The 18,001-nt window shown below is 59.9% G+C and carries 14 protein-coding genes and 1 tRNA gene; 7 read left to right on the forward strand and 8 right to left on the reverse strand.

What is annotated here, in order from left to right:
- Together GTF44_RS08390 and GTF44_RS22410 are read right to left on the reverse strand one after the other, a co-directional pair.
- A complete protein-coding gene (locus GTF44_RS08390) occupies window positions 1–1,521 on the reverse strand; it encodes a hypothetical protein (protein ID WP_171560850.1) in 1,521 nt (506 codons plus the stop codon).
- Complete coding sequence (locus tag GTF44_RS22410) at window positions 1,511–1,645, reverse strand: hypothetical protein (RefSeq protein ID WP_290152179.1); 135 nt, start codon at window positions 1,643–1,645, stop codon at window positions 1,511–1,513. Before GTF44_RS22410 ends, GTF44_RS08390 begins: the two co-directional genes overlap by 11 nt.
- Window positions 1,646–1,765: 120 nt before the next feature.
- On the opposite strand from GTF44_RS22410, the gene GTF44_RS08395 reads away from it, so the two are divergent.
- Complete coding sequence (locus tag GTF44_RS08395; RefSeq protein ID WP_253261268.1) at window positions 1,766–2,317, forward strand: shikimate kinase; 552 nt, start codon at window positions 1,766–1,768, stop codon at window positions 2,315–2,317.
- Window positions 2,317–3,432, forward strand: coding sequence for a 3-dehydroquinate synthase (gene aroB / locus GTF44_RS08400; RefSeq protein ID WP_171560855.1), 1,116 nt, complete (start codon window positions 2,317–2,319; stop codon window positions 3,430–3,432). Before GTF44_RS08395 ends, aroB begins: the two co-directional genes overlap by 1 nt.
- A gap of 54 nt (window positions 3,433–3,486) precedes the next feature.
- Here the strand turns inward: aroB and gpt are convergent, their stop codons facing one another.
- Both gpt and fabI read right to left on the reverse strand, forming a co-directional pair.
- Window positions 3,487–3,993, reverse strand: a complete 507-nt coding sequence (gene gpt, locus GTF44_RS08405; protein ID WP_145209344.1) for a xanthine phosphoribosyltransferase — start codon at window positions 3,991–3,993, stop codon at window positions 3,487–3,489.
- Between the two features lie 2 nt (window positions 3,994–3,995).
- Window positions 3,996–4,814, reverse strand: a complete 819-nt coding sequence (gene fabI / locus GTF44_RS08410) for an enoyl-ACP reductase FabI (protein ID WP_367383398.1) — start codon at window positions 4,812–4,814, stop codon at window positions 3,996–3,998.
- Between the two features lie 146 nt (window positions 4,815–4,960).
- Here fabI and pdxH point away from each other — a divergent pair, with 146 nt between their 5' ends.
- The 5 genes from pdxH (at window position 4,961) to GTF44_RS08435 (ending at window position 11,040) form a co-directional block, all read left to right on the forward strand.
- Window positions 4,961–5,566: a pyridoxamine 5'-phosphate oxidase gene (gene pdxH, locus GTF44_RS08415; protein WP_171560860.1), complete on the forward strand. Its 606-nt coding sequence runs from the start codon at window positions 4,961–4,963 to the stop codon at window positions 5,564–5,566.
- 177 nt (window positions 5,567–5,743) lie between these two features.
- A complete protein-coding gene (locus GTF44_RS08420; RefSeq protein ID WP_145209334.1) occupies window positions 5,744–6,265 on the forward strand; it encodes a cold-shock protein in 522 nt (173 codons plus the stop codon).
- A gap of 1 nt (window position 6,266) precedes the next feature.
- Window positions 6,267–6,737 carry a DUF192 domain-containing protein gene (locus tag GTF44_RS08425; RefSeq protein WP_253261267.1) on the forward strand — a complete coding sequence of 157 codons (471 nt, stop codon included), beginning with the start codon at window positions 6,267–6,269 and terminating at the stop codon, window positions 6,735–6,737.
- A 48-nt stretch (window positions 6,738–6,785) separates the two neighbouring features.
- Window positions 6,786–6,862, forward strand: a tRNA-Pro gene (locus GTF44_RS08430).
- Window positions 6,863–7,341: 479 nt separating this feature from the next.
- Window positions 7,342–11,040, forward strand: coding sequence for a vitamin B12-dependent ribonucleotide reductase (locus GTF44_RS08435; RefSeq protein ID WP_171560863.1), 3,699 nt, complete (start codon window positions 7,342–7,344; stop codon window positions 11,038–11,040).
- Between the two features lie 443 nt (window positions 11,041–11,483).
- On the opposite strand, the gene GTF44_RS08440 is transcribed toward GTF44_RS08435, so the two are convergent.
- The 4 genes from GTF44_RS08440 to GTF44_RS08455 all read right to left on the reverse strand — a co-directional run bounded on the left by GTF44_RS08440 (window position 11,484) and on the right by GTF44_RS08455 (window position 17,982).
- Window positions 11,484–13,571: an ABC transporter ATP-binding protein gene (locus GTF44_RS08440; RefSeq protein WP_171560866.1), complete on the reverse strand. Its 2,088-nt coding sequence runs from the start codon at window positions 13,569–13,571 to the stop codon at window positions 11,484–11,486.
- Between the two features lie 103 nt (window positions 13,572–13,674).
- Window positions 13,675–15,099, reverse strand: a complete 1,425-nt coding sequence (locus GTF44_RS08445) for an ABC transporter permease (RefSeq protein WP_171560868.1) — start codon at window positions 15,097–15,099, stop codon at window positions 13,675–13,677.
- Window positions 15,100–15,113: 14 nt separating this feature from the next.
- Complete coding sequence (locus GTF44_RS08450; protein WP_171560871.1) at window positions 15,114–16,202, reverse strand: ABC transporter permease; 1,089 nt, start codon at window positions 16,200–16,202, stop codon at window positions 15,114–15,116.
- Between the two features lie 136 nt (window positions 16,203–16,338).
- Entirely contained in the window at window positions 16,339–17,982 is a 1,644-nt protein-coding gene (locus tag GTF44_RS08455) for an ABC transporter substrate-binding protein (RefSeq protein ID WP_253261529.1), read from the reverse strand.
- Window positions 17,983–18,001: the final 19 nt, after the last annotated feature.

Here is an 18,001-nt window from a genome sequence, read left to right on the forward strand (position 1 = left end):
TCAGGCCCGGTCCAGGATCATCAGTTGCAGGGCGGCGCGGCGCGCCGTGTCTTCCAGGCCAAGGGCTCGAAACAGTCGCAGAGCATCGGCCATGTCATCGGTGTCGCCGGCGCCCGCGCTCAAGGTGCGGGCGGCTCGCAGAAGGGCCTCGCCAGTGCGGTTCAGGTTCAAAAGCCGGGTGAAGCGCTCGGGGGGGGTTGTGTCGGCGAAGGCCGATGCGACGGCGGTGGTGATTGCATCGGTGCCGGTGCGGGGAGGGGCCTCGGGCGCCTCGCCACGTGCGATGGCAAAAAGGAATCGCTCATGATCGTCTTGCGCCACCGCGCCTTGGGCCACCGCTTCATAAAGCGGTGAGAGCAGGCCAACCCGGCGCGCCAACATCGCCGCTTCGCCTGTCAGAGGGAGACGCAGAAGCCGATCAGAATAGAGCCGCGCAAAGGCGGTTTCGAGCCCGGCCTGCTGCATCGCGGCCCAAACCTCTGGCAGATAGCGGGTGATGGCTTCTGGATCGCTTGCCAGAAGGGCCGCGTCGAAAGATTGCAGCGCGTCGACCCGTTCCCACACCCCACCGGAGGCGGCAGGGGTGCGGGCGGTATAGATCGCGAGCCACTGTTCTGGCTCTATCGCACCCGCCCGCATCAACCGCTCCGCCGCATCAAGCTGCGCGCGCCACCCGGCCAGGTCGGCCAAATCGGCATGGGCGAAGGCCAGCGGCAGGGCGTTGGAGGGCGGACGTTCGCCCAAAGAGATCAGCATTTGGTAATGCAGCGGTGTCATCTCAGGAGGCAAGGGCAGGGGTGGTTCGCCCTCGAAGAGCTCGGGGTCGAGGAAGCGGGCGATCAGGTCGGCCTCTGCGGTGCTGATGAAGCCAAGTGCCTCGCCGGTGCCAAGCGAGAGGGCCGCGGCGGGCCAGTCGCCGCTCCGGGCGAGGCAGAAGATGCGCGCCGGAAAGGTTGGCGCGATGTCAGGGCTGGCGCGCATGGCGGCGCATGCGCGCTCCGCCTGGCCAGTGAGCAGGCTGACGTCGAACCAGCGGCGGAAAATCCGTGGATCGGCAGGCCCGGCGCGTTCCATCAAGGCGCGCGCGGGTTCCAACGCCCCGCGATCAAGGAGAAGATCAAGCCGCGCCAGAAACAAGATCGCCTCCGTGCTGGCATCTTGTGGCGGGTCAAGTTCCGCCAGCGCCAGTTGCCTTGTGAAGGCCAGCATCGCTGGCAGGCCTTCCGCCGGTTGCGACAACATCAGACGCGCGAGCGTGTCGGGCGCGCTATCGGCCCAGAGACCTGGGGGCAGGCCAGTTGTGGCAAAGGGCAAGATACCAACCGCGTCCAGCCGCACTTGGCCCAAGGGCATAACCGTGATCTCGGGCGGTGTGGCGGAGGTCGCCACGTCGCCATGAGGGCGGATGATCGTGTCAGACAGCCAGTCAGGGCCGGCCAATGCCGCGTCGCCATCCGTCTCTTGCGCGGCGGCAGCGCCAACGGTTAGGGCTAAGGCGCAAAGGAAGGGTCTAATCCGCATCAAGCACCACTGGCACGGTGATTTCTCGGGTCTCGGGCACCATCAGTCCAGAATAGGAATAGCCCACGAGGCCGATCACAGCCAACACAATCAACACAGCCAAAAGCTTGATCAACCGCCCCATTTATGCCCTTCGATTTGCCTGTTTCTCGCGGCGTTTGCCGCCGCTTCACTTTCACTATAAGCCATTGCAAGCGGAATTACGCCAGTCTTGGAGGGACATTTTTAAGTGATGGGCGAAACCATGCCAACAAATCGGCTGCGTCTGGTGAAAACCGTGGTGCTGGTGGGCATGATGGGCTCCGGCAAAACCGCGATTGGTCGGGCCCTGGCGGCGCGGCTGAAGGTGGAGCTGCGCGACTCGGATGCGGAGATTGTGGAGAGCGCCCGGATGAGCATCGCGGAGATTTTCGAACGCGATGGCGAGGCGTTTTTTCGCGACAAAGAAGGGCAGGTCATTGCCCGGCTACTGGAGGGGCCGCCTTGCGTACTCTCGACAGGCGGGGGCGCGTGGTTGTCGGAGGCCAATCGCGCCATGATTTCGGCCCGTGCGGCGGTGTTATGGCTGGAGGCCGATCTCGACCTGCTTTGGGCGCGGGTTCGACACAAAGACACGCGGCCTTTGCTGCGAACCGCCGACCCAAGGGCGACGTTGGCAGAGTTGCTTGAGGCGCGGACGCCGTCTTATGCCGAGGCGGAATTGCGGGTCAAAGTGCGGTCGTCGTGGTCGATTGCGAAGACAACGGATGCGGTATTGGAACGCCTAATAGCGGCGGGTGTGGTGGAGGCAGGGTGATGGGTGTCGAGACGGTTCATGTTCCTCTGGGGGACCGGGCCTATGATGTGCGGATCGGGCTCGGCCTGATTGCGCGGGCCGGGGCCGAGATCGCGCCGGTTCTCGCGCGGCCGAAAGTCTGGGTGGTGACCGAGGAGACGGTGGCAGCTCTGCATCTGGAAGCGCTCCGCGCGGGATTGGCGGCGGATGGAATCGAGATGGAGGCGTTGGTGTTGCCGCCGGGCGAGGCGACGAAGAGCTGGCCGTTTTTGATGCAAGTCGTCGAGTGGCTGCTGGACCAGAAGGTGGAGCGTCGTGATGTCGTTGTCGCCTTCGGCGGCGGTGTGATCGGTGATCTCGTGGGGTTTGCCGCGGCTGTTCTGCGCCGGGGTGTTCGCTTCGTACAGATCCCGACGAGCCTTTTGGCGCAGGTCGACAGTTCCGTGGGAGGCAAGACCGGGATCAACACCCGCCATGGGAAAAATCTGGTCGGGGCGTTTCATCAGCCCACACTGGTTTTGGCAGATATCGATGTGCTGGGCACGCTGACCGAACGGGATTTCTTAGCGGGCTATGGCGAAGTGGTGAAATACGGGCTGCTTGGCGATGCCGCGTTTTTTGCCTGGCTGGAAGAAAACGGTCCGGGTCTCGCTGCGGGTGATGCAAGGTTGAGGCAGGACGCTGTTCGGCGCTCGGTGCAGATGAAAGCCGATATCGTTGTGCACGACGAAACGGAGCAGGGGGACCGGGCGCTTCTGAACCTCGGTCACACGTTCTGCCATGCGCTGGAGGCGGCAACGGGCTATTCGGATCGCTTGTTACATGGCGAGGGCGTGGCAATCGGTTGTGCACTGGCCTTCGAAGTGTCGGCGCGGATGGGGCTTTGCGCCCAAGAGGAGCCGAGCCGGGTCCGCGCGCATCTCTCAGACATGAAGATGAAGCGTGATCTGTCTGATATTACGGGAGAATTACCAGGTGCAGATGCGTTACTGACCCTCATGGGGCAGGACAAGAAAGTTGTCGATGGGCAGCTGCGCTTTATCCTCGCACGTGGAATCGGGCAGGCGTTTGTGACGGGGGATGTCCCGCGCGCGGTTGTGCAAGAGGTCCTGTCGGATGCGCTTCGAGCGGGCTAGGAGCCGGAATTTTGAAAAATTCCGCGCCGGTTTCTTGTCAGAAACCGGGCCCGGTTAGTCTGTGCCACGATACGGTTCTACATATTGCAGCGCCATATCCCAGGGGAAGAATATCCACGTGTCTTGGCTGACCCCGGTGATAAACGTGTCCACCATCGGTTCACCCTTTGGCTTCGCATACACTGTCGCAAAATGCGCCTTGGGGTAGAGTGCACGGACCACTTCCAGCGTTTTGCCCGAATCCACCAAGTCATCGATCACGAGAATGCCCTCGCCATCGCCCATCAATGCGGGGTCGGGACTGTTCAAGACCTGCGGCTCACCTTGGGTTTGATGATTGTAAGACTTGATCGAGATTGTCGCGACCTGACGAATATCCAGCTCGCGCGCGACAATCATTGCGGGCGCCATGCCGCCCCGGGTGATCGCAACAATTGCTTTCCAAGCGCCGTCAGTGCCCGGACCGCGTTTATCCAACCGCCACGCCAAGGCGCGGCTGTCGCGGTGGATCTGATCCCAGGAGATGTGGAAGCCTTTTTCGTGCGGCAGAGGCGTGACCATCTCTATGCGCCTTTCTTTTCCAAGGACATGTCGGGGGCTTCTGGGTTCTTCATCCCAATCACATGATAGCCAGCATCGACGTGATGCACCTCACCGGTGACCGCGCTGGACAAATCGGAGAGCAGATAGAGCGCCGATTTGCCGACCTCTTCCTGGCTGACCGTCCGCCGGAGCGGCGAGTTGTTTTCGTTCCATTTCAAGATGTAGCGGAAGTCGCCGATGCCAGAGGCGGCCAGGGTTTTGATCGTACCGGCGCTGATCGCGTTCACACGAATGCCATCGCGGCCCAGATCTTCGGCCAGATACATCACACTGGCCTCCAGCGCCGCCTTGGCGACACCCATGACATTGTAATGCGGCATGACTTTTTCCGAACCGTAATAGGTCAGCGTTAGCAGGCTGCCGCCATTCGACATCATTTTTTCGGCCCGCTGACAAATCGCGGTGAACGAGTAGACCGAGATGTTCATGGTCATGTCGAAATTGCCGGGCGTGGTGTCGACATACCGGCCGCGCAACTCGTTTTTGTCAGAGAATCCGATGGCATGCACAACGAAGTCTAGGCTGCCCCACTGATCCTTGAGCGACGCGAAGAGCGCGTCCATGCTGGCCTCGTCGCCGACATCGCAGGGCAGAACGATATCGCTGCCAAGTTCCGCGGCGAGCGGTGTGACCCGCTTGAGCAATTGTTCGCCTTGGTAGGAAAAAGCCAACTCAGCGCCTTCCGCCGCGAGCGCTTTGGCCACGCCCCAGGCGATGGATTTGTCATTGGCGAGCCCCATGATCAGCCCACGCTTCCCGCTCATCAACCCCATCACGATCCCCTAATCCGGCTTGTTCTATTCGTTGATAGGCTTGGGTTTAGGCCATTGCCCGGGGGGCTTCAAGAGAACGTGATCCACGTCTTGCCGTGATTGTGTCCGACGGCTAGCGTGCGCGCTTGAAGTGTTGAAAAGGCGAAGAGATCATGAGCGACCGCAGCGGAATATTTCAAGGCGATGACCCATTTGCCTTGGTGCAATCATGGCTGCGCGAGGCCGAAGAGAGCGAGCCGAACGACCCCAATGCAATCGCTTTGGCCAGCGTTGATGCAGATGGCCTGCCTAATGTGCGAATGGTGTTGCTGAAAGAGATCGAAGCAGATGCCTTTGTTTTTTATACAAATTATGGTAGTGTCAAAGGGGAAGAGTTAAGTGGCTCGGGCAAGGCTGCCTTTGTCATGCACTGGAAATCCTTGCGGCGGCAGATTCGCGTACGCGGGCTGGTTGAGCGCGAAGACGGGGCGGCGGCGGATGACTATTATAGGTCTCGTTCGCTGAAGAGCCGACTTGGGGCCTGGGCGTCGGAACAGTCTCGCCCGCTGGCCAGTCGCGCACATCTGGTCGCGGAAGTCGCCAAGGTGACGGCACAACACGGTACGGCCCCAGAGAGACCACCATTCTGGGGTGGGTTTCGAATAAAGCCATTGGAGATCGAGTTCTGGGCGGACGGGGCGTTCCGGTTGCACGATCGGTTTCGGTGGCAGCGACATGACGTAGCGGCAGCATGGGAGGTGACACGCCTGAATCCGTAGGACACCAGGCTCGAATATTTGTCTAAAATGGATAATAAAGTGTCATTTCCAGGAAGCGTGAAATGTCATATCTTTGTTTTTCATAACTAAATTTCACTTGCGTGCGGAGTCACAAACGTTCAAGCCTGAAACAGGGACAAATCGAAAAAGCCCAGAAGAAGATGGGAACTACCCACGATGGCGGATGAACAAGAAGAGATGGGCGACAAGGTCACTGGCCGGGTCAAATGGTTCGACGTGGCCAAAGGGTTCGGGTTCATCGTCTCTGACGATGGCGGGCCTGACATCTTGTTGCATGCAAATGTACTAAGGAATTTCGGCCAGGGATCGGTCGCCGACAATGCGCGGATCACAGTGATGGTCCAGCAGACTGATCGCGGGGCGCAAGCGCAACAGGTGCTTGAGATCGAGCCGCCGGAAGCGGATCCGGAAGATCCGATGATGGGCTTGATGGCCGATCTTGACCCAGATGCCCCTTACTTGGCGGCGCGAGTCAAATGGTTCGACAAATCAAAAGGTTTTGGGTTTGTGAACATCTTCATGCATTCTGCGGATGTCTTTGTGCATGTGGAAGTGCTACGCCGGTTTGGCCTTGCTGATTTACAGCCGGGCGAGGCGGTGACTGTGCGGGTGGTTGATGGCCCGCGTGGGAAAATGGCCGCCGAAGTGCGTAGCTGGGATTACGTCCAGGAGGACTGAAATGCGGTGTTTTGCGGTGGCCATGGCGTGTGTTGTCTTGGCCGGTGGGGCCTGGGCAGAATGCAGCCCGGACCGGGTTGAACTGCGCGGAGAGTGGGGCACCGTGCGTTTCACGGTTGAGGTGGCCGATGACTCTGATGAGCGCGCCCTTGGGTTGATGCACCGCGAAAGCATGCCATCCAGTGCCGGTATGATCTTTATCTACGAAGCGCCGCAGCGGGTGCATTTCTGGATGGAGAATACGCTGATCCCCCTCGACATGATCTTCATGGATGAAACCGGAACGGTGCAGCGCGTTCATGAGAACGCGATTCCGCTGGATCGGACGCCGATTCCGGGCGGCGATGGCATTCTGGCGGTTCTGGAAATCAATGGAGGTCTTGCCGCGCAGATCGGTATCTCGGAGGGGTCTGAACTCCGTCATCCAGGGTTACCACAAGAGGTTGCGGCCTGGAGTTGTGCAGAAGAGTAAAACGAGGGCTTTTCAAGCCGGGCCTGTCGCGTTAGACGGTCCCTCGTTCGGGGCGTAGCGCAGCCTGGTAGCGCGTCTGTTTTGGGTACAGAAGGTCGTGAGTTCGAATCTCGCCGCCCCGACCACTTTTCAACTATGCACAAGATAATGTGTTCGATCTGCCGACGTTGGTCAGATGTGGTCGAATTGTGGCGCTTCCTCATGCGATTGCTCAAAGCTGACCGGTAAGCATCCGGTTCCATTCGGGTTTTTCGAATACCTGTTCAGCGCCATGTTGAGCCCTGAATCACGTTGCGTCGTCAAGGAACCAAGCCCGCGCTGATTGCAACAAAAAAAACAGTCACAAAACCGTAAAAAATCCGTTGACCGAGAGGGGTGCTATACGTCAGGTTGTGTGGGCTGGGTCGATCAACACAATATATAGTGCGGGCGCCTAGCGCGGGACAGACCAACCTACTGAGATGCACATGCGGACCAATAAAGCATGGCAGCGGGCTCGATTTGGGCGCGGCAGGGTGGCTTGTCTCTGAAGGGCACAGTCAAGACGGCCAGAGCCGGGCAACGCGGTAGGCCGCGTAGGGGATAAAGGTAAAAGAGGCAGCTCATGAAGATTGAACGGAGATTCACCACCGCTGGCACCGATGCATATGCCGGGCTGGATTTCACCCTCACCTCATCGGAGATTCGCAACCCCGATGGCACCACCGTCTTCAAACTTGATGACGTCGAAGTGCCCGCAGGTTGGAGCCAAGTGGCCTCCGATGTGATCGCGCAGAAATACTTCCGGAAGGCCGGGGTGCCAGCCGCGCTGAAACCGGTGAAAGAGAAGGGTGTCCCCTCGTTCCTGCAGCGCCACGTGGCCGACGAAAAGGCGCTGGAGGCTCTGCCGGAGGACCAACGCTATGGCGGGGAAACATCTGCCAAGCAGGTCTTCCGGCGTCTCGCCGGCGCTTGGGCCTATTGGGGTTGGAAAGGCGGCTATTTCTCCTCCGAGAAAGATGCGCGGGCCTATTTCGATGAGATGCAACTGATGCTGGCGCGCCAGATGGCGGCGCCCAACAGCCCGCAATGGTTCAACACCGGTCTGCACTGGGCCTATGGTATCGATGGTCCGGCGCAGGGGCACCACTATGTCGACTACAAGACCGGCAAGCTGACCAAATCCTCCTCATCTTACGAGCATCCGCAGCCGCATGCCTGTTTCATCCAGGGCGTGCAGGATGATCTGGTGAATGAAGGCGGGATCATGGACCTCTGGGTTCGTGAGGCGCGGCTCTTCAAATATGGCTCCGGCACCGGCACGAATTTCAGCCACCTGCGTGGTGAGGGTGAGAAGCTCTCCGGCGGCGGCAAATCCTCGGGCCTTATGGGCTTCCTGAAAATCGGTGACCGGGCCGCCGGCGCGATCAAATCGGGCGGCACCACTCGGCGCGCGGCCAAGATGGTGATCGTTGATGCGGATCACCCGGATATTGAAGAGTTCATCGAATGGAAGGTGATCGAGGAGCAGAAAGTGGCGTCCATCGTCGCGGGCTCCAAGATGCATGAGAAGATGCTCAACGGCATTTTCGAGGCGATCCGCACCTGGGATGGCAGCTTGGATGACGCGGTTGACCCGTCCAAGAACGAAAGTTTGAAAACGGCAATTCGGGACGCCAAAAAAGTGGCTATACCTGAGACCTATATCAAGCGTGTGTTGGATTATGCAAAGCAAGGCCACACGTCGATTGAGTTCCCGACATACGATACGGACTGGGATAGCGAAGCGTATAGCTCGGTTTCCGGGCAGAATTCGAATAACTCGATCCGGGTGACTGACGCCTTCCTGGAAGCGGTGGAGAAAGACGCGGATTGGCATCTGATCAGCCGGGTGAATGGTGCAGTGATCAAAACCGTAAAAGCCCGTGACCTCTGGGAAAAGGTCGGCCATGCTGCTTGGGCCTGCGCCGATCCGGGCATCCAGTTCCATGACACTGTGAATGCCTGGCACACCTGCCCGGAAGATGGCGCGATCCGAGGGTCAAACCCGTGCTCGGAATACATGTTCCTCGATGATACGGCCTGCAACCTGGCCTCGATGAACCTCTTGACCTTCTATCATGAGGGCAAATTCGACGCGGAGGGGTATATCCACGCGACCCGGCTTTGGACCCTGACGCTCGAAGTCTCCGTAATGATGGCGCAGTTCCCGTCGAAAGAAATCGCGCAGCTGTCTTACGACTTCCGGACGCTTGGCCTGGGTTACGCCAATATCGGCGGCCTCCTGATGAATATGGGCTACGGCTATGACAGCCCCGAAGGGCGCGCGATGTGTGGTGCGCTGACCGCGATCATGACGGGTGTGTCTTATGCAACCTCGGCCGAGATCGCCTCTGAATTGGGTCCGTTCGCGGGGTATGAGCGGAACCGCGAGCATATGCTGCGGGTGATGCGCAACCACCGGATGGCGGCCTATGGCCGGACGGATGGATACGAAGAGCTTGCCGTGAAACCGGTCCCGCTGGATCATGGCAACTGCCCGGAGCAAACCCTGATCGCGCTGGCGAAACAGGCCTGGGATGAGGCGCTGGAACTCGGCGAGAAACATGGCTATCGCAATGCACAATCGACCGTGATCGCGCCCACTGGCACCATTGGTCTGGTGATGGATTGCGACACCACGGGGATCGAGCCGGATTTCGCTCTGGTGAAGTTCAAGAAACTGGCCGGCGGTGGCTATTTCAAGATCATCAACCAGTCGGTGCCTGCCGCGCTCGACACGCTCGGCTATAGCTCCAGCCAGATCGAAGAGATCATCTCCTACGCGGTCGGCCACGGGACGCTCGGCAATGCGCCTGGCATCAACCACACCGCACTGATCGGCCACGGATTTGGCCCGGCAGAGATCGAAAAGGTGGAGCAGGCGCTCCCCTCGGCCTTCGATATCCGCTTTGTGTTCAACCAATGGACGCTTGGCGAAGAGTTCTGCACCGGGCCGCTTGGCATCCCGGCGGAAAAACTGAATGACCCGACCTTTGACATGCTGCGGCATCTGGGCTTCTCGAGAGCCGATATCGACGCCGCGAATGACCATGTCTGCGGGACTATGACCTTGGAGGGCGCGCCTTTCCTGAAGGAAGAGCATCTGAACGTCTTCGACTGCGCGAATCCTTGCGGCAAGAAGGGCAAGCGCTTCCTCTCCGTCGACAGCCATATCTATATGATGGCCGCGGCGCAGAGCTTCATCTCGGGCGCGATCTCCAAGACGATCAACATGCCCAATGACGCAACCATCGAGGATTGCCAGAAGGCTTATGAGCTGTCCTGGTCCTTGGGTGTGAAGGCCAACGCGCTTTATCGTGACGGCTCGAAACTCTCGCAACCTCTGGCCGCCGCCCTGGTTGAGGATGATGACGAGGCTGCCGAGGTTCTGGAAAGCGGCAACACGATGGAGAAGGCGCAGGTTCTGGCCGAGAAGATCATCGAGAAGGTGGTCGTCAAAGAAGTCATCCGCGCCCATCGCGAGAAGCTGCCGGAGCGTCGCAAAGGTTATACCCAGAAGGCGATTGTCGGGGGGCACAAGGTCTATCTCAGGACCGGTGAATATGGCGACGGCCAACTGGGCGAGATCTTCATCGACATGCATAAGGAAGGCGCTGGCTTCCGGGCAATGATGAACAACTTCGCCATCGCGGTCTCCGTCGGCCTGCAATATGGCGTGCCGCTGGAAGAGTTCGTCGACGCCTTCACCTTCACCAAATTCGAACCCTCGGGGATGGTGCAAGGCAACGACTCGATCAAGAACGCGACCTCGATCCTCGACTATATCTTCCGCGAATTGGCGGTGTCCTATTTGGACCGGACCGATCTGGCGCATGTGAAGCCGGAAGGCGAAAGCTTCGACACGGTCGGCCGGGGCGTTGAGGAAGGTGTCTCGAACATCTCCGAAGTGTCTGAGACCGCCGCGTCGAAATCGCTGGAAGTGCTGAAACAGATCAGCTCCACCGGCTATCTCCGCAAGCGCGTTCCGCAGGAACTGGTCGTCCTACAAGGCGGAGCCGAGATGGGGGCCACGGCTTTGGGCGGCGATCCGGTATCGGCGCTGCAAACCTTGGTGCCAGAGACGGCGGGCACGACCACCGTGGCCGCAGCCTCGGTGACCACTGCGGTGGCGACCGGCACCGTCGGGATGGACGCGCGGACTAAGGCGAAAATGCAGGGTTATGAAGGCGAGGCCTGCGGCGAGTGTGGGAATTACACGCTGGTCCGCAACGGTACCTGCATGAAGTGCAACACCTGCGGCGCGACAAGCGGGTGTAGCTGACACGAGATCGGGTTTTCGCGCCCTTGCCCGGGTGCGGAGACCTGAAACACGGGGCGGGTGCGCTCGCCCCTGACGCGGTTCAGGCCGCAGGCAGAAACCGGGCGGTACAATAGAGTGAGCCTGAACAGCGAAACTGGGGGAGCCTTTGCTCCCCCTTTTTCTTTGCGACACGAGTGAAGTGGCAGATTGCGCCCGGGCATCACCCGGTCGCCCGGAGCGCTCCCGCCTGTTTCCGCGCCTTGCGGCGCAGGCACAGTTGGGCGTGGCCGCTAGCTGGCGCAAGCGGCTCAAGGCACCGTTGAAAGTCGCGCGGGCCACCAAGAGGGATCGAAGAGCCTGAAAGGCGTCCGGCTGAGCCGACCCGTCAGTCTTCAGCACGTCAAGGGCGCCCTTGGCACCACAGCTTGACGACCTGGCGATCCTTGACCCGCAACCGCCTCAGGTCATTCAGCGGCGATTTTGATCACGGGTTCCATACGCGCCAGGATGTCTTCGGCCAAATGACATTTGATCTCATGACCATCCGCCAGCTTCCGCATTGGCGGGACTTCACTTTCGCAAAGCCCACCTGGCACTTCGGATTTCCAGCGGCAGCGGGTTTGGAACGGGCAGCCGGAGGGCGGATTCATCGCCGAGGGGATATCGCCTTCGAGCACGATATGCTGTTTCTCAACCGAGGTATCGGCGATCGGCACGGCGGAGAGCAACGCCTCGGTATAGGGGTGATAGGGAGGCGAGAAGACCTGATCTGTATCGCCCAGTTCCACCACATGGCCAAGATACATGACCATTACGCGGTCCGAGAGATAGCGCACGATGGAGAGGTCATGAGAGATGAAGAGAAGCGTCGTTTTCTCGTTCCGCTGGATCTCCATCAACAGATCCGTGACAGCCGCCTGCACCGACACATCGAGCGCGGAAACAGGCTCATCGGCGACCACGATCCGGGCCCCGCCGGCGAAGGCGCGGGCAATGCCGACGCGCTGTTTCTGGCCGCCGGAAAGCTGCCGCGGCATCCGGTCGGCAAAGGCACGGGGCAGCTTCACCAGATCGAGCAATTCCAGCATGCGGGCGCGGCGTTCGGCCTCGTTGTTGCCAATCTTGAAGATCTCGAGGGCGCGGATGATCTGCCGACCGACCGTCATTGAGGGGTTCAGCGTGTCGAACGGATTCTGGAACACCATCTGCACAGATGACACCGTGCCGGTATCGCGATCCTCGATCTCGGTCGATTCGATGTTCTGATTGTCGAGGATGATCTGACCATCGGTTGCCGTTTCCAGCCCCATCAAGACCTTGGCAAAGGTGGATTTCCCGCAGCCGGATTCGCCGACGATGGCGAGGGTTTCGGATTCGCGCGCCTCAAAGCTCAGCGTTTCATTGGCTTTCACTACTTTGGTGTTTGAGCCGCCAAACATCGAATTGGCCGCGACCTCATAGTATTTCTTAAGGTTGTCGATCTTGAGAACCGTGTCGCCAATCGGGGCTTTTTCCTTTTTTTCCGCGACCGTGGGCGGGGCAGACCAATCGATCTCGTCAAATTTCAGGCAACGCGAAGCATGGCGGTCATTGCCATGGATCGGGGCCATTTTGATCTCGCTGGCATCGCAGCGTCCGGCCTCGAAATAGTCGCAGCGCGGGCCGAAGTTGCAGCCTTGCGGGCGCTCATGGGGCAGGGGAAAGTTGCCGGGGATTGCGATGAGCGGGCTGGCGTTTTTGTCGGCGCCGGGCAGGGGGATCGAGCGGAAGAGCGCCTGGGTATAGGGATGCTGCATCTCGTCGAACACGTCTTCGATGGAGCCGGTCTCCACCGCCTCGCCGGAATACATCACGCAGAGCCGGTCACAGGTCTCAAGAACCAGGCCTAAGTTATGGGAAATAAACAGCATTGAGGTGCCGTATTTGTGGCCCAGATCCTTCACCAGCTCGACCACGGCGGCCTCCACGGTCACGTCGAGCGCGGTGGTTGGCTCGTCGAGGATGAGAAGCGACGGGTTGGCCATCAGCGCCATGGCGATGACGATCCGCTGCTGTTGCCCGCCGGAGAGCTGATGCGGGAAGCTTTCCAACATCCGTTTCGGGTCGGGTAGGCGCACGTCGGTGACCACTTCGAGGGCACGCGCATAGGCCTCCTCGGCAGAGACGCCTTCATGGATCATCGGCACTTCCATCAGCTGTTTGCCGATCTTCATGGCCGGGTTCAGCGACGCCATAGGCTCCTGATAAATCATCGCAATTTCAGACCCGCGCAGGTCGCGCAGCTCTTCATCACTCATCGTGTTCAGGTCGCGACCTTTGAACTTGATCGTGCCACCGACAACCCGGCCATTGACGCCCAAATCCTGCATCACACCAAGCGCCACCGTGGACTTGCCGCAGCCGCTTTCACCCACAAGGCCCATGGCCTCGCCCGGCATCACGGTGCAGGAGAAATCCATCACGGCGGGGATTTCGCGAAGGCGGGTGAAGAAGGAAATCGAGAGGTTTTCAATTTCGAGAATGGGGCCGTCATAGGGCTCGCGCTGTGCCATTATTCTTGTCTCCCTGTCGCCCGTTTGGGGCGTATGGATCCGGTATGGATCCGGTATGGAATTGGTATGGGCGCGCGAGGGGCAGCCCCGCGCGCCTCTCACATCAGTCCTTGAGGCTTTCCTCACGCAGGCCATCGGCCAGGAGGTTCAGGCCCAAGACCATCGTCATCAGCGCCAGCGCCGGCGGCAGGGCCGGATGGGGATAGATGGTCAGAAGCCGCCGCCCCTCGTTGATGGTCGAGCCCCAATCCGGGCTCTCGGGGCTGACGCCCAGGCCGAAGAAGCCCAAGGTCCCGAGAAGGATCGTGGTGTAGCCAATCCGCAAGCAGAAATCGACGATCAGCGGGCCCCGCGCATTGGGCAGGATTTCCCAAAGCATGATGTACCAAGGGCCTTCGCCGCGGGTCTGTCCGGCGGCCACGTAATCCCGGGTTTTGATGTCGAGCACGATGCCGCGCACGATCCGGAAGACCGTGGGTGAGTTCACGAAGACCACCGAGACAAACACGATCAGGATGTTCCCCGGCATGGAGATCAGACCAAGCGGGTCTGCATCCCAGGCCAGGCCCAGATAGAGCCAGCCGCCGATGATGAGCGTTGCAATGATGTAGAAGTTACGCGTCATCGGTTGGGTGAAATACCGGCTGTTGAACAGGATCACGAAGAAGATAATCGGGAACAGGAACAGCACGGCGGCCATATAAGTCGGAATGCCCGAGGCGACGATTTCCGGTGTCACCAGCAGGTAGAACAAGAGGATCACCGGGAAGGCCAAGACCAGATTGGCGATGAAGGTCAGCGCGGTGTCGAATTTGCCGCCGAAATAGCCAGCGGGCAGGCCAAGCGTAATCCCCACCATGAAGGCGAAGAGCGTGGCAGCCGGGGCGATTTTTAGCACCTCGCGCGCCCCGAAGACCATCCGGGAAAACACGTCGCGGCCTAGATTGTCGCCGCCCAGAAGATAGACCAGATAGTCGCCTTCATCAGGGTTGGGCAGGAAGGTGCCGGGCACTTCGTTGCGCATCTGGCTGATCACGTCGATCGGGCCATGGGTGCCGATCATATTGGCGAAGATTGCCGTCAGCATCCAGAACATGACAAGGAAGAAGCCCACCATGCCAATCGGGCTGTCGAAGAGTTTGCCATAGAGGCCGAGCTTGCGCTTGAAGTTGATCGAGAGTGCGAAGATGACGATAAGCGCGATCCAGACCGGCAAGAACTGCTGCCCCATGCCGCCGATGATGCCTTTGGCGGCAAGGTCGGATTGGACGATGCCACCGATGATCATGATCACGACGCAGGCCAGAAACAGCATCACTGCGTATTTCATCGCCATTAGCGCATAGTCATTGGCCGAGCGGGTCATGGTGAAGGTGTGATCGGCATTGATCTGAACTTCGCCGGGTTTCACGCCGGCAAAATTTAGCACGAGTTGCGCCAAGAAGCCCAGAATGAAGACCACAACAGCGGCTAAGATCAGCGGGTTCAGGTAGGGGCCAAGGGAGCCTGTCCAGGTAATCGGGTCCATGTGTCAGGCCCTCCTTAAGAGATACGGATGCGTGGGTTCAGATACACATAGCCGATGTCTGATATCAGCTGTGTCATCAGGACCACGATCACGGCGACGATGGAGACCGACATCAGAAGTTCGATGTCGTTGTTGGACGCGGCTTGCACCAGGGTCCAGCCAAAGCCGTTATAGTTGAAGAGGGTTTCCACAATCACCACCCCGGTCAGGAGCCAGGGGATTTGCAGCATGATCACCGTGAACGGCGCGATCAGCGCATTGCGGAGCGCGTGTTTCAGAACGATCTTGGTGAAACTCACGCCTTTCAGTCGCGCCGTGCGGATATATTGCGCGGTCATCACCTCGGCCATTGAGGCGCGGGTCATCCGGGCGATATAGCCCATGCCGTAGAGCGCCAGCGTCATCACCGGCAGGGTGAAGTTCCAGAAGGTGATGTCATCCATCGCGGATCGTGACGATCCTAAGAAGAGCGTGCGCCCATCGATCCAGCCTTGTTCGGCCAACCAGGGCGAGATGCCCGCCGTTGAGGAGGCCAAGAGCACGATGAAGATCACGCCGGAGACATATTCGGGTGTCGCCGTCGTTGCGATGGAGGCGGTGGAGAGCGTTCGGTCTAATCGTGACCCCTCGCGCATGCCCGCCAGGACGCCGACGATCAGGGCCGAGGGGATCATCACGATCAACACCCAGCCCATGAGTTTTCCGGTCAGAAGCAATCGTCCGCCAACGATGTTCGAGACCTCATCATCCGAAACGGTGGAATAGCCCAGATCGCCCTGCAACATGCCGCAGAAGCGGGGCGCATCGGCCGGGTCCATCCCGAAATCGATACATCGACCTGTGACCTCACCGGTCTCTTCATCGGTGCGGGTCCAGCCCGGAACCACGCCCAGCCATTGGCCGTAGCGGGTGATCATCGGGCCGCCATAGCCGTTATTGTCGAGCCAGCTGACCACCTCGGCATCGGTCATTCGGGCGTTGCCCTGCGTTTTCGCGAGCTTTTCGAGGTTCGGAAAGAGATTGGTCAGAAAGAAGACCACAAAGGTGAGGCATAGCGCGGTCAGAAGCATCACGCCGAAGCGTTTCAGGATAAACAGTCCCATATTATTCCCTGTCGGTTCTTGCTCCGTGGCGGTGGAGCATCAGGCCTCATTGGTGGGCCCGTTTGATGGGGCGGGCAGTGGGCACCCGCAAATGTGGCACGGGGCGGCCCATCGGACCGCCCCGTCGCTTTTGACCTTAGGCTTCGACGCCCAGGTAATGCACGTTGATCTCAAACTTCGGATGCATCTCCGCATTCACGACCGAGCCGGTGTGGTGGCGGAAGAGCGAGCGCCAGTAAGGCTGAAGCGTTACGGCTTGTTCCTGCATGATCGTCTGCAGGCGCACCATGATCTCGCGGCGCGCGCCGGCGTCTTGAATGCCGTTCGCCTGGTCTAGCAGGGTGTCGAACTCCTCGTTCGCGAAGCCAGATTCGTTCCAGGCCACGCCCGACCGATAGGCCAGGTTGAGGATCATCACGCCCAATTCGCGGTGGTTCCAGTTGGTCGAGCTGAACGGGTAGCTTGTCCAGTCGTTCCAGAAGGTCGAGCCGGGGATCACCGTCCGTGTGACGGTAAAGCCCGCATCGCGCAACTGTGCCGCGACCGCGTCGGTGGTGTTGCGGCGATAGTCGTCATCGATCGACATGATCTCGAACTCGAAATCGGCATGACCGGATTCCTGCAGAAGCGCATAGGCTGCGTCTTTGTCGATTTCCAGCGGCGGCAGTTCGGCATATTCCGGGTGGATCGGGCAGACATGGTGGTTTTCCGCCAACTCGCCCTGGCTGTTGATGCCGAGATCCAGGCAGACCTGCGGGTCAACCGCTTTGGCGATGGCCTGGCGCACCTGAAGGTTGTCGTAAGGCGCGTTGTTCTGGTTCGGGCGGATCACCACGGTTGCGGCGGTCACAACATCGGATTGTTCCCACCCGATGGCCGCGAACAGATCGACAAATTCACCGACCGTCTCATAGGTCATGTCGAACTCGCCCGCTTCGGCACCGGCCAACCAGGCCGCCGGGTCTTGGCCGAGATCGATGAAGTCGATCTGGTCGAGATAGGCCTCGCCCCAATACTCATGATCGGCATTGCGTTCCAGCGTTGCCTGCACACCCACTTCGTAATTGGTGATGCGATAGGCGCCGGTGCCGACGCCGTGATCCAGCGGGTTGGTGCCGATCAGATCGCGGTGCTGAATGGCTGAGGGGTAGTCGGCGATGCCCGGAATGATCGTGATGTCGGCGGAGGGCAGGTTCAGCCGCACGGTGAGATCATCGACAATCTCAATCGCGCCTTCGACGGCGCGGTTGGTGTTGGGATCGACCATTGCGCCCATGCGCGCGGCCATCGAGTTACCTTCGGCATCGGCGTCACACCAGCCTTCGAAATTCGCCGCCACATCGGCTGCGGTGAAGTCGTCGCCATTGTTCCATTTTACACCCGGGCGCAGGCGCAGGGTGTATTGGGTGGCTTCATCATTCACCTCCCAACTGTCCAGCAGGATGCCGGAGAAGGAGCCGTCGGCGTTGTATTCGACCAGATACTCCAGGAAGCCGCGGCTCACATTGGCCATCTGGCTCCAGTCATAGGTGCGCGGGTCTTTCAGCGCGCGCACTTCCATCTGAATGCGCAGTGTACCGCCCATCGGCGGTGTCTGACGATGGCCCATGGCTTCGGCCGGGTTGAGTCCGATCATCGAATAAGCGGTGGCGGTGGCGACCCCCAATGCGGAGGCCCGGACAAGGAATTCGCGACGGCTGAGTTGGCCCTGTCGATATTCCTCGGCATACATTTTGGCAGCGGGGTGAACCGCTTTACCCGTCTGTTTCATCGGTGTCATTGTCGTCTCCCTGTGACAC

Origin of the sequence: Roseobacter sp. HKCCD6576-2, assembly GCF_013179285.1 — a bacterium.
Taxonomy (GTDB): Bacteria; Pseudomonadota; Alphaproteobacteria; order Rhodobacterales; family Rhodobacteraceae; genus Rhodophyticola; species Rhodophyticola oceani.

What these genes read in the sequence shown, in the direction of transcription:
- GTF44_RS08390 (WP_171560850.1), bottom strand. Translation starts at nt 1,521, where the DNA reads ATGCGGATTAGACCCTTCCTTTGCGCCTTAGCCCTAACCGTTGGCGCT.
- GTF44_RS22410 (WP_290152179.1), bottom strand. Translation starts at nt 1,645, where the DNA reads ATGGGGCGGTTGATCAAGCTTTTGGCTGTGTTGATTGTGTTGGCTGTG.
- GTF44_RS08395 (WP_253261268.1), top strand. Translation starts at nt 1,766, where the DNA reads ATGCCAACAAATCGGCTGCGTCTGGTGAAAACCGTGGTGCTGGTGGGC.
- aroB (WP_171560855.1), top strand. Translation starts at nt 2,317, where the DNA reads ATGGGTGTCGAGACGGTTCATGTTCCTCTGGGGGACCGGGCCTATGAT.
- gpt (WP_145209344.1), bottom strand. Translation starts at nt 3,993, where the DNA reads ATGGTCACGCCTCTGCCGCACGAAAAAGGCTTCCACATCTCCTGGGAT.
- pdxH (WP_171560860.1), top strand. Translation starts at nt 4,961, where the DNA reads ATGAGCGACCGCAGCGGAATATTTCAAGGCGATGACCCATTTGCCTTG.
- GTF44_RS08420 (WP_145209334.1), top strand. Translation starts at nt 5,744, where the DNA reads ATGGCGGATGAACAAGAAGAGATGGGCGACAAGGTCACTGGCCGGGTC.
- GTF44_RS08425 (WP_253261267.1), top strand. Translation starts at nt 6,267, where the DNA reads ATGCGGTGTTTTGCGGTGGCCATGGCGTGTGTTGTCTTGGCCGGTGGG.
- GTF44_RS08435 (WP_171560863.1), top strand. Translation starts at nt 7,342, where the DNA reads ATGAAGATTGAACGGAGATTCACCACCGCTGGCACCGATGCATATGCC.
- GTF44_RS08440 (WP_171560866.1), bottom strand. Translation starts at nt 13,571, where the DNA reads ATGGCACAGCGCGAGCCCTATGACGGCCCCATTCTCGAAATTGAAAAC.
- GTF44_RS08445 (WP_171560868.1), bottom strand. Translation starts at nt 15,099, where the DNA reads ATGGACCCGATTACCTGGACAGGCTCCCTTGGCCCCTACCTGAACCCG.
- GTF44_RS08450 (WP_171560871.1), bottom strand. Translation starts at nt 16,202, where the DNA reads ATGGGACTGTTTATCCTGAAACGCTTCGGCGTGATGCTTCTGACCGCG.
- GTF44_RS08455 (WP_253261529.1), bottom strand. Translation starts at nt 17,982, where the DNA reads ATGACACCGATGAAACAGACGGGTAAAGCGGTTCACCCCGCTGCCAAA.